Consider the following 11,000-nt stretch of genomic DNA (forward strand, 5'->3'; position numbering starts at 1 on the left):
GAGAGCGCGATTGGACAGTTATCGGCGCGACATCGGCGCGTATCTGATGGATGCGGGGCATCTGCCGCCCCTGAAGCACGGGCTGCTGGTGCGGCTCATGGACGTCTACATGGTGCGCGAAGGTCCGATCCCCAACGACCGGGCGGCGGACCTGGTTGGGGCCCGCACGCGGGCGGAGCGACGTGCGACGCGCGAGGTGCTCGAGGAGTTTTTCGAGCGGGTCGATGACGCGTGGCAGCACGCGGGGTGCGATGCCGAGATCGAGTGGGCGTATTCGCACCCTGAAGAGGTCCAGGCGGCGCCAGGCGGTGAGGCGGCGATCGCTGAGCCGGGTGGATCTTCCCGCCCGCGCGCGAGGTCGCCGGGTGCGATCCGCGCGAGCCGGTGCCGTGAGAAGAAGAAACGACTGGAACTGGAACGGCAAGCGGCGGCCGACGTGACGCGTCACGTCGAAAGCGTTACACCAGGCGTTACGGAGGGCGTTACGCGTAACGCGACAAGCGTTACGGCCAGCGTTACGCGTAACACTCTCTCTTCTTTCTCTCATAACGGTAGTAACGGAAAAGAGAGGGAGAGCGTAACGCCCGAGACCGTTACGGAAAGCGTGACGCGTAACGGCTTGGTTACGGGCGAAAGCGTTACGCGTGACGCCGACGCGGCGGATCTCGCGGCGGAGGCGGCGCTGGCATCGGTGCGTGCGGCTGATACGCCGCGTGAGACGGATGCGCGGCGTCCGATGCCGCTGCCCGCCCGCGCGAGCAGCGTGAGCAAACCCGCGCGCCCCGCCCCGCTGCTCAAGACCCCGCTGCCAGCCGATTTTGGAATCAACGACGCAGTCCGGCAGTGGGCATTTGCGCAGGGCGTGACGGACGCGGATCTGCGTCAGCATCTGGAGTGCTACAGGAACAAGTGCCGCGCCGGCGGCTACGTGTATGCGGATCACGACGCGGCGTTCATGGAGGCGATCCGCGCGGACTGGGCGGGTCTGAGTCACGCGCGTGCGGCGTCGGTGATCCGGCTGGGCCGGGAGCCGCAAGAGAAATTCAACCCGCTGGGGTACGTGAAGCAACGGAACAAGGGGAACGGATATGAGCGCACGGTGGATATTCACGCAGAACTGGTGGGTTGAGCGGCGGGCCTGGCCGGATCGCCGCGACGACGATCAGTCGTCGGGGATGGACCGATTGTTTGCGGAGTTCGGCGCCATGTATGGAAACCGCTGGTACCGGGATTTCCCGGACGCGCAGGCGGTGGAGAACTGGTCGCGAACCTGGGCGGAGGCGTTCGAGGATGAGCAGGTGACGCCTGGGACGGTGTTGCGCGACGCGCTTGCGGCGTGCCGAAAGCGATACGACTGGCCGCCGTCGCTCACGGAGTTTCTTGCGCTGTGCAAGCCGGCGATCGACATTGACGCGGCACTGTACGAAGCGATCGAGCAGCTGCGTGCGCGGCGAGGAGGTCGCGACGTCTGGACGAATCCGGCGATCTATTACGCCGCGGTCCGGCTCGGCGAGCACGACATGCTGCAGTTGTCGTTCTCGCAGCTCAAGCCGCGCTTCGAGGCGGCGCTGTGCGCGGTGCTGGCGAGCGGGAACGTGCCGCCCGTGCCGACGCGTCAGGTGGCGCTGGTCGCGCCGGGGCGATCGGAAACGGCGCGTGAGCGCGGCCGGGAAGCCTCAGGGCAACTCCGCGCCCTGCTCGCGTCGATGCGGTTCGCCGTGGGCGATGTGCAGTGGGCGTATGACTTCCTGCTGCGTGGCACGGGCCGCAATGGCGAACCGCTCACGGCGGAGATCCGGCAGAACGCGATCGACGTCGTGCAGTCCCGCCCCGGCCGGGTGTTCCTAATGAGTGCGTCGCCCGAGGTTCGGGCGCGTTATGCACCGGTGGTGGCGTTGCTCGAGAGCGAGGTGGCTGCGTGAATGCCGGGACCGGCACGAAGGCGGAGACCGCGTTCTGGTTGGTGTGGTCGCCTTCGGGCGCGAAGCCGCCGACGTACCGCCACGGCACCCCCGAATCGGCAGTGCGCGAAGCGGAACGCTTGGCGAAGCTGCATCCGGGCGAAACGTTCGTGGTGCTAGAGCCGATCGCGGCGCGCTGCGTCGACAACATGATCCGGACGACGTATGTCGGTGGATCGATGGACATTCCGTTCTGAACAAAGGCGTGACATGAAAACGATGAATGCAATGGATCCCACGACCCGCGGCGCCGCAGCGGGTCTGGGCGTACTCGCGACGGCAGTCGCGCTCGGGCTCGCGGCCGTGGTCGGCTGGGAGCGTGGCGCGACGGTGGCCGAGCGAGCGCTGTGGGTCGCGCTCACGGCGACGCTGGTGCTTGCTTGCCACTGGCTGCCCGCGTTCGCGTGGCGGGCGTCGGCCGGCTTGCGAGCGATCGCGGCGCTCGTGTGGCTGGCGGCGACCGGCGCGACCGTATACGGGCACGTGTCGTTCGTGATGCTGTCTCAGGCCCAGGCGGGCGACGCGCGCGCCGAGGCGGTGTATGTGCCGCCGGTCACGGGTGATACGGCCGTGTCGGCGCAGCAGATCGCGGCCGCGCGTGAACGGGCCGCCGTGCTGGCGCGGCTCGCGCATACGCGTACGGTTGCGCAGCACACGGCGCTGATGGCGCGTCTGGCTGCGGCGGACGTGGCGCTCGCCGAGGCGAAGCGCGAGGAATCGGCGAACGACCGGGCGGTGGCGCTGCAGGATCGCGCGCTCGCCGCGCGGGATGCCGCTCGCGCGAATCCCGTCGTCGATGCGCTCGCGGGCGCGCTCGGTTGGCCGTCGTCGCACGTGAGCGTCGCGGTGGGGCTTTTGTGCGCGGCCGCGCTCGAGGGCGTGGCGATCGCGGCGTGGGTCATCGCGTGGTCGCGGCCGGCGACGGGCGAGCTGCGGGATGCGCAACCGAGTCACGGCGTGACTGCCCAGTCGCGAGGGGTGGCGACCATGTCCGGTGACGCGACTGCTGCGACTGATGCAACCGGGGCGAGTCGCGATGCGAATGAACGGGCGAGTCATGCGGGAGTCGCGCGACTCGCCCCGTGTGGCGGGCCTCTCCCGGAATCGGTGAATGCGGCAGTCGCGTCGTCAGTCGCGCGCGACGGGCCCGGAGTCGGGTCGGCAGTCGCGGTAGTCGCGAGGCCGGTCGCGACTGGAGTCGCGGCGAGTCGCGATGCGTTGCGCGACCCGGCGCAGCAGACCCTGGTATTCGACGTGCGTCATGCGTCCGACGAGGATGCGCGATGGCGCGACGCAGCCGAGCGGGTGCGGGACGGATTGTCGCGCGGCGTGTTGCGTGGCACGGTCGCGGATATCCGGCGTTACCTCGGGTGCTCGCAGGCGAACGCCTTGCGGGTACGTCGGCAACTGCTGCATGACGATGTGCTGGCGTGACCGATACAACGAATTCGTTCGATAGGAGGTGGGTATGCCGTACTGCATGAGGTTGACGCCCGACGTGCTGATCGCGCTGGAGGTCATCGCGCCGCGAGACAGGTTGCCGCCGCAGCCGCACGACATTGTGATTGTGGGCGAGGCGGGTTACGTCAACGACGAAGAACCCGAATGGATGTCAAAATCCGATCAGGCATCCTTATTTGATGCCACATAGCCTTTCAATCTGGCCCAAGGGGATTACGGATTGTCGCGCGGCGCGTTACGCGGCACGGTCGCGGATATCCGGCGTTACCTACCCGGAGTGCTCGCCGGTGAACGCCTCGAAGATACGTCGACAACTGCTGCAAGAGGGTGTGTTGGGATGAAGGAAAAGAACGAAGTCGTAGTGGGCCACGATCAGGCGCGAGACCAAGGCGCCGAGGGTGATGATGCTTTCCGCCGCCAATCCGGAGTGGCCGAACAAAGGCCAATTCTTCGCGCTCGGCCGGGAGCCGCTCGGCGTATCGTCAAGCAAAACGATTGCAGTGTCCGAATCGTAGCCGGAACCGGCACTGGAACTGGAGGCGCGGCAAATGCAGTTGGGGATTGGGGAGTAGAGGCGCGGGGCAATCTGGAGGCGCGGTTGGAGAACTGGGGGACGATGAGACGTAACGGCACTGGTTCAACGCAGGATGCGATGCATATCCAGGCGGCATGGCTGCGACTCGATCCTATTCGGAGGGAATTGCTGCAAATGAAGTATGTTTGGCGAGCCAATCGAGAAGTAATTTGCCGTAGGTTGAAGATTCGACGCGTCCCGTCGACAGTACTTGATTTAGAATTGGCGGCGGCCTATCGTGCCGTCGAAAGCGCGCTGAATAAGCTAGATCAAGCCGGAGGAGTTTGATGAGAGTTCGATTGTTGAAAGCAGTCTTTTGTTTGCCGACTGCGGTTGGCGTTGCGGCGCTAGTAGGCTTGTCCGGGTGCAGCAAAGACAAAGGTAGTGCGAATCTTGCCGATTTGTTGAAAAATCCGGCGTCGATACAGGAAGAGTTAAATTGGTGTGGACAGCAACCGAACCCTCAGCTTATTAAGGGATGCAAAAATGCAAATGCGGCGAATTTTGTGATTGGCCATCCTGTCGTGCTTGCTGCATGGGACAAAGCTGAGCCGTGGCCGAACAAGGGGCATGAGTTTTTTGTGAAAGCCCGAGTGGCCGAAATGGCCCAATCGCAATTGGATTCAGGGAAGATCACCTATGTTTCCAGTAGAGAAAGGGCAATTGAGCAGTTGAAGGAGTTAGTGTCTGCCATTCCTGCGGAGCAAAGGCATGCTCAAGAAGAGGAGGATGCTTGGTGTACGGTGCAAGCAATCAAGGCTCAAGAGGCTGCGGAAAAGAACAACGAGCCCCCAGCGCCAGTGGCCGCGGAGTCTTGCAAAGTGGTGTCGTTCCGAGCGCAGGAAACACTCATCCCACTACGATGATGGTAATCAACGCCGGTTCTTCTTGCATGTTTCGGAGAACTGCGCTATTGTTGGTACGACAATTTGATCCGGTTACAAGGCGTAAGCCTACCGAGGCCCACTGTGGCTCCGATGCGGCGTCCTGAGCACTGCTCGACGGATCATATTTAACCCGCCATTTGGCGGGTTTTTTCGTTTACGGCCTCGGCCTCATCGGCGCTGCGCAAACCCGATGACCCGAGTGCAATGAAGAAGCTCACAATCTGGACGCAGAAAGGCGGCGTAGGCAAGTCGGCACTGACATGCCAGCTTGCGTACGTACTGCGTGCTCGCGAGTATCGCGTCCTGGTCATCGATCTTGACAGCCAGGGCAACGCCAGCGCGTCGTTGCTGCGTGCCGAGAGAGCCGTAGCGCTCGACCTGAGCGCTTCCGCGCTGATCATGAACGCCAACCCGGCGATCCAGGTGCCGGACACTCAGTTCGCCGTTGTCAAGGCGGACGAAACGCTCTCCAAGATTCCCGAAAAACCGGCTGATTTCAGTCAGTTTGCTGCCAATCTCGCCGCCAATCTCGAGCGGCTTTCTCCTCATTTCGACGTCTGCATCATCGACTGCCCGCCGTCGGACGACATGCGCGTCTTGCTGGCATTGACCTGCTCGGATTCCGTTCTTAGCCCGATCCACCTGTATCAGGAGTCGATGGAGGGCGTTTACCGCACGTTGAACGGTCGTCGCGGCGTGGCTCGTGTTCAGAAGGCGTCGAATCCGGCGCTGCGCTTTTTGGGCATTCTGCCGACGATGGTGGAGCCGATCCCGATCCATCGTCGCAACCTCATGGAGGTCGTGAAGCACTTTGGGAACTATCTGGTGCGCAGTGAGGACGGGGTACCGCTGCGTTTGCTGAAGCGGTCGGCCGTGGCTGAAGCCCAGGAATTAGGCGTGCCGCTGTGGGAGCTTGGCCGGCAAAAGACCGCGGCCCGCGAGGCGTGGGCTGACACGAAGCCGGTGTTTGATCGCCTCGCGCACCTCGTGATGGAGCCGTCTGAACAGCCTGAGCAGGCGGAGGCGACGCGTGGCGCTTGACCTTTCGATGTTCGACGACGTCGACGCGCCGGCACATCAACGCGGTGCGGTGTTGGACCTGCCGATCGACGAGATCGAGGAGGACCCGGACCAGCCACGCAAGGTGTTTAAGCAGGCATTGCTGGAAGCGACGGCGGGACGTATTCGCAAGAAGGGTGGCATCGAAGTGCCGATCCGGGTGCGGCCAAAACGTAACGGCAAGTACCGCATCGTCGACGGTGCGCGTCGCTTTCGTGCGTCGCAGCTCGCGTCAATGATGACAATTCGCGCAATCGTTGAGGAAGACGAAGCTGTCATCGATCCTTACACGCAGGTGGTGATGAACCTGCAGCGCGAAGAACTCAAGCCGATGGAACTGGCGCAGTTCATGGCGCAGCGTAAGGCCGCGGGTGACTCGCGGGATCTGATTGCATCGGAATTGGGCATGGCCGCGGCTGACGTGACGGCACACCTTGCGCTGCTCGAAGCACCGGCGAACGTACTGAGCGCATTTGAGGCGGGCCAGATTCAAGGCGTCGGTGGTGCCTACGAACTGTGCCGCTTGCACGAAAAAGATGCCACGGCCGTAGACGATTTTTTGGCCGAACAGGCTGAAGGGCCGATCACGCTTTCGATGATCCGGCGGCTGGGTGCATCGATCCGCAATCCCCAGAAGCCGGCCGATCATGGCGCGCCGACAGATCCCGCGAATCAGTCCGCGACGGGCGTGGCTGGATCCGGCGATTCTCGGCCGCTTCGCGACGCCGGCGTCCATGGCGATGACGTGATGATCGATCTGGCGGAACGTACGGAAACAACGGCGCATGACTCCGCCGCACCGAGTTTGGCGAGCAAAGAAAGCCGGCGTGATCGAGGTAATCCTGGCGATGAACAGGGCGATGGTGAATCGGGCGGTGCCGACGTGCAACTGCATGCAGTGCCGTTCCACAACCCGGACATCGAGAACGATTCGAAGCCGGTAAAGCTCGACGATCCGACACGTATCAAGAAGCCACTCTTGCTCGCGAATTTCGAAGGCGATGCCGTCATGGTGCGCCTCGACAAAATGCCGACCACTCCGGGGCTTGCGTTTGTGAAGTACGAGGACGGGCGTGGCGAGATTGAAGTGGTGTTGAACGATCTCACGAACTGGACTTTGACGGATTCGAGGGTGTGACGATGAAGAAATTCTTCCGCAATCTGATTATGGCGCTGTCGTTGATGACGGTCTGGTCCGTCGTCGCACCGACGCTGGCTCGCGCTGACGACTGGGGCTGTCAGGTGCTGCTGTGCCTGGCGAATCCCGGTGGCCCTGAGCAATACGCACAGTGCGTTCCGCCGATCGAGAAGTTGTGGTCGGCCCTGAGCCACGGCGATCCGTTCCCGTCGTGCGATTTCAGCGCGGGCCTCGCAAACCTTGCACCAGCGATTCGTGCTGCTATCCCGGCCTCCCTGCTCGCCAATCTCGGCGCGGGCACGGGCGCGTCGAACACATGGGCGGGCGGCGGCTACTGTCGCGAAGACCTCGTGTACTGGGGCGGGCCGGAGCAAAGCGTGCTGATGTGCGGCGCATCGGGTGCAATCAACGTGATAATCGACGGGACGCTGTACACGCGAGTGTGGTGGGGCGTGAGCTACCCGGGATCGCTTGCCGGGCTCAGCCTTAATGGCTCGACCAGTTCGACGATCACGGAGTTTTACGGCTCGGGCAGCACGCAGAAGCCGTACGACCCGACGCAGGCCGGCGCGCAGTTCCTCCAGCAGCAGCAACAGCAGCAGAACGGTACGCAGTCGGGCGGAGGCGGCAATTGATGGGCGTGATCGATTTCATGACGCTCGCGCAGCAATGCGCCCCGCACGTCGCGCCAGCGACGATGGCGGCGATCGTGCGCACCGAGTCGGGCTTCAACCCATACGCGATCGGCGTCGTGAACGGGCGCCTCGTGCGTCAGCCTCGCACGCTCGCGGAAGCCACGGCGACCGTGGATGCGCTCGAGCGTGGCGGTTGGAACTACAGCGTTGGGTTGTCGCAGGTCAACCGGCAGCACTTCGCACGCTACGGACTGTCGAGCACGACGGCGTTCGACGTATGCCGCAATCTGCAGGCCGGGGCGGACATCCTTTCGCGCTGCTACGCGCAGGCCACGGGCCGCACGCGCCAGCCCCAGACTGCGTTGCGCGATGGGCTGTCGTGCTACTACAGCGGCAATTTCCAGACGGGGTATCGGACGGGCTATGTCCAGCGTGTGGTGATGAACGCCTCGCAGGGCGGGGACGGTGAGGTCGTGCCGGCGATTGATGGCAGCTCAGTGATCCCGGTGGTGCCGTCGAAGCGGGCCAGCGCGAATCGCGCCCCGAATCGAGTACGTGTCGAACGCGTTCAACCGGACGGGGCGCAATCGGAGCCGGCGTTGCCGACGGCACCGGTTCAATCCAACAGTGCGGTGGTGTTCTGATGGAAAAAGCGCTCATTCTGGCCGAGAAGCCGTCCGTGGCGAAGGATATTGCCGCGGCGCTCGGTGGTTTCCGGGAAGCCGAGCGGAACGTGTTCGAGCGCGACGACCTGATCGTGTCGTGTGCGGCGGGTCACCTGGTGGGCATCGCCGCGCCGGAATCGATCGCTCGTCAGGTGCCGGTCATTCCGGAGCAGTTCGATCTGGTGGTGCGCGAGAAGGCCGAAGATCGGCTGAAGGCAGTGCTCAAGCAAATCCGCCGGAAGGACGTCGGCATGCTGATCAACGCGTGCGACGCGGGCCGCGAAGGCGAGCTGATTTTCCGGTTGATCGTCGAGTTTGCGCAAAGCCGCAAACCGATCAGTCGCATGTGGTTGCAATCGATGACGCCGCAGGCGATCCGCGACGGCTTCGCGGTGATGCGCACGGACGCGCAGATGCAGCCGCTGGCTGCTGCTGCACGCGCGCGTGCCGAGGCGGACTGGATCGTGGGCATCAACGGCTCGCGTCTGTGCAAGCTTCTGACTGGTGATCAGACGCCGGTCGGCCGAGTGCAGACGCCGACGCTGATGATCGTCGTGGCACGGGAGGAGGCGATCCGGCGCTTCCAGGCGCGCACGTTCCACGAGGTGCACCTGAAGGTCGGGTTGCAGGCGGGCGAGTTCGTCGCGCGCTGGCAGAACCCCGAGGTAAATCGTGCCGAGGGCGACCCGCTCGAGCGCATCTGGGACGCAACGCTAGCGCAAGCGATCGCGAAACGCTGTGGCATTCGTGGGCTCGACAGCGTGGCTGACGAGACGCAGCCGTCGAAGCGCGTCGCGCCGACGTTGTTCGATCTGACGACGCTGCAGCGCGAGGCGAACCGGCTCTATGGCCTGTCGGCGAAGGACACGAGCGACCTCGCGCAGCTGCTGTACCAGACGCACAAGGTATTGACCTATCCGCGTACCGACGCGAAGGCACTCCCTGAGGATTATCTGCCGACGGTGACGCAGATCATGGGTGCATTGACCGAGAGCGGTTACGCGAAGGAAGCGAACCCGATCCTCGAGCAGAACTGGATCCGTCCAACAAAGCGCATCTTCGACAACAGCAAGATCTCGGACCACTTCGCGATCATTCCGACGGGCGACACGCCGAGCGGCCTGTCGCAGGCCGAGCAGGCGATCTATGACCTGGTTGTACGACGCATGCTCGCCGCGTTTTACCCGGACGCGGAGTTTGCGGTTACGACACGCACGGTTCAGCTCGGTGACGATCGTTTTGTCGCACGCGGGAAAGTGCTGGTGACGCCGGGTTGGCTTGCGGTCTACAAGGGCGAGACGAGCGACGGGAAGAGCGATCGCAAGGAAGACAGCGCGTCGCTGCCGGTGCTACAACCTGGCGAGGCCGGGCGTCACGCAGGGGTGTCGATTGCGCAGGGCGAGACGCGGGCGCCTGCGCGCTACAACGAGGCCACGCTGCTGTCAGCGATGGAGCACGCTGGAGAAGAGGTTGCGGACGAAGCATTGCGCGAGGCGATGTCTGAGCGCGGCCTCGGGACGCCGGCCACGCGGGCCGCACACATTGAGGGGCTCATCGCGGATGGTTACCTCGAGCGCCAGAAGAAGCAACTGGTGCCGACGGCACGCGCCTTCGCGTTGAAGGCGTTGCTCTCGAAGCTGCGGGCCGAGGCGCTGCTGTCGCCTGCGCTGACCGGCGAATGGGAGGCGCGCCTGAAGGCGATCGAGCGCGGCGAGATGTCGGTCGAGGGCTTCCGGCCGCCGATCGTCGCGTTCGTGCGGGAGTTCGCACAACGCACGAAGGTGGCTGAGGCCGCGCAGCTTGCGGGCAATCCGCCGTGTCCGACGTGCGGCCAACCGCTGCGCCGCGTGTCGGGTTCAAAGGGACCGTTCTGGAGCTGCTCGGCGTATCCACATTGCACGGCGACGCTTCCGGACGAGAACGGGCGGCCGGGTAAGCCGAAACCGAAGGCGCAGGTGAGTCAGCACAAGTGTGCATGTGGCGCGGGCTTGATCAATCGCACCGGGATCGCGAAGAAGTCCGGCAAGCCGTACAGCCTATGGTCCTGCAGCCAGTATCCAAAATGCACGCGATCGTACAACGACAAGGGCGGCCAGCCGGACTATGCGGATCGGCCGGTTTGACGCGAAATCGACAAGGAGGTGTGACGCATCATGAAAGAGTGAGCCGGTAGCTAACTGAGAAGCACGCGTGTCGACAGAACGGAAGGAATCAAGGCGGCACGGCAGGATTTTGGGAGCAGTGAAGAGCAGTGAGGGGTGGGCAGTGAAGACTGTGGCAGGGAAGCACTGCGCATCGATTTTAGGAGTACTGACGGAGAGAAACATGAAGAAACGAAATATTAGCGAACGATTGTTCGCGGCACTCGGCGCCGTGATGTTGGGGATGCTGCTGGCAAACCCGGCATTCGCGCAACTGTCATCGCAGGCGAGCACGATCCTGAACCAGGTATCCGCCGCGCTGACGGCGATCGGGGTAGTCACCTGCACGATCGCGATCATGTGGGCAGGCTTCAAGATGCTGTTCCAGCACGTGCAATTCGGGGACATCGCGAAGATTTTCATCGGTGCCATTCTGATCGGTGGCGCCAGCACGATGGCCGGCGTCCTGCTCTCCTGAT

Annotated in this window: 13 protein-coding genes; all 13 read left to right on the top strand. The window is 63.8% G+C overall.

Translation table 11 applies throughout. The annotated features are described in order from the left end of the window. Positions 1-10: 10 nt before the first annotated feature. Positions 11-1,129, top strand: a complete 1,119-nt coding sequence (locus tag JYG32_RS04290) for a YdaU family protein (protein WP_213264754.1) — start codon at positions 11-13, stop codon at positions 1,127-1,129. Then, entirely contained in the window at positions 1,089-1,922 is an 834-nt protein-coding gene (locus JYG32_RS04295) for a hypothetical protein (RefSeq protein ID WP_213264755.1), read from the top strand. The genes JYG32_RS04290 and JYG32_RS04295 overlap by 41 nt, the downstream gene beginning before the upstream one ends. Then, positions 1,919-2,158, top strand: a complete 240-nt coding sequence (locus JYG32_RS04300; RefSeq protein WP_213264756.1) for a hypothetical protein — start codon at positions 1,919-1,921, stop codon at positions 2,156-2,158. Before JYG32_RS04295 ends, JYG32_RS04300 begins: the two co-directional genes overlap by 4 nt. A gap of 31 nt (positions 2,159-2,189) precedes the next feature. Next, positions 2,190-3,395, top strand: a complete 1,206-nt coding sequence (locus tag JYG32_RS04305; protein ID WP_213264757.1) for a hypothetical protein — start codon at positions 2,190-2,192, stop codon at positions 3,393-3,395. A gap of 34 nt (positions 3,396-3,429) precedes the next feature. Further along, positions 3,430-3,612: a hypothetical protein gene (locus tag JYG32_RS04310; RefSeq protein WP_213264758.1), complete on the top strand. Its 183-nt coding sequence runs from the start codon at positions 3,430-3,432 to the stop codon at positions 3,610-3,612. Positions 3,613-3,759: 147 nt separating this feature from the next. Continuing rightward, entirely contained in the window at positions 3,760-4,284 is a 525-nt protein-coding gene (locus tag JYG32_RS04315) for a hypothetical protein (RefSeq protein ID WP_213264759.1), read from the top strand. After that, the gene (locus tag JYG32_RS04320) at positions 4,284-4,862 is read left to right on the top strand and encodes a hypothetical protein (RefSeq protein ID WP_213264760.1); all 579 of its coding nucleotides are present in this window, start codon (positions 4,284-4,286) and stop codon (positions 4,860-4,862) included. The genes JYG32_RS04315 and JYG32_RS04320 overlap by 1 nt, the downstream gene beginning before the upstream one ends. Positions 4,863-5,087: 225 nt before the next feature. Further along, positions 5,088-5,924, top strand: coding sequence for a ParA family protein (locus JYG32_RS04325; protein ID WP_213264761.1), 837 nt, complete (start codon positions 5,088-5,090; stop codon positions 5,922-5,924). Then, entirely contained in the window at positions 5,914-7,080 is a 1,167-nt protein-coding gene (locus JYG32_RS04330; protein ID WP_213264762.1) for a ParB/RepB/Spo0J family partition protein, read from the top strand. The genes JYG32_RS04325 and JYG32_RS04330 overlap by 11 nt, the downstream gene beginning before the upstream one ends. Before the next feature lie 2 nt (positions 7,081-7,082). Continuing rightward, entirely contained in the window at positions 7,083-7,715 is a 633-nt protein-coding gene (locus tag JYG32_RS04335; protein WP_213264763.1) for a hypothetical protein, read from the top strand. Next, a complete protein-coding gene (locus tag JYG32_RS04340) occupies positions 7,715-8,359 on the top strand; it encodes a lytic transglycosylase domain-containing protein (RefSeq protein WP_213264764.1) in 645 nt (214 codons plus the stop codon). The genes JYG32_RS04335 and JYG32_RS04340 overlap by 1 nt, the downstream gene beginning before the upstream one ends. Continuing rightward, complete coding sequence (locus JYG32_RS04345; protein WP_213264765.1) at positions 8,359-10,503, top strand: DNA topoisomerase; 2,145 nt, start codon at positions 8,359-8,361, stop codon at positions 10,501-10,503. The genes JYG32_RS04340 and JYG32_RS04345 overlap by 1 nt, the downstream gene beginning before the upstream one ends. A 202-nt stretch (positions 10,504-10,705) precedes the next feature. After that, positions 10,706-10,999 (top strand): TrbC/VirB2 family protein, encoded by a 294-nt coding sequence (locus JYG32_RS04350; protein WP_213264766.1) that lies wholly within the window; start codon positions 10,706-10,708, stop codon positions 10,997-10,999. Position 11,000: the final 1 nt, after the last annotated feature.

Origin of the sequence: Burkholderia pyrrocinia, assembly GCF_018417535.1 — a bacterium.
GTDB lineage: Bacteria > Pseudomonadota > Gammaproteobacteria > Burkholderiales > Burkholderiaceae > Burkholderia > Burkholderia pyrrocinia_E.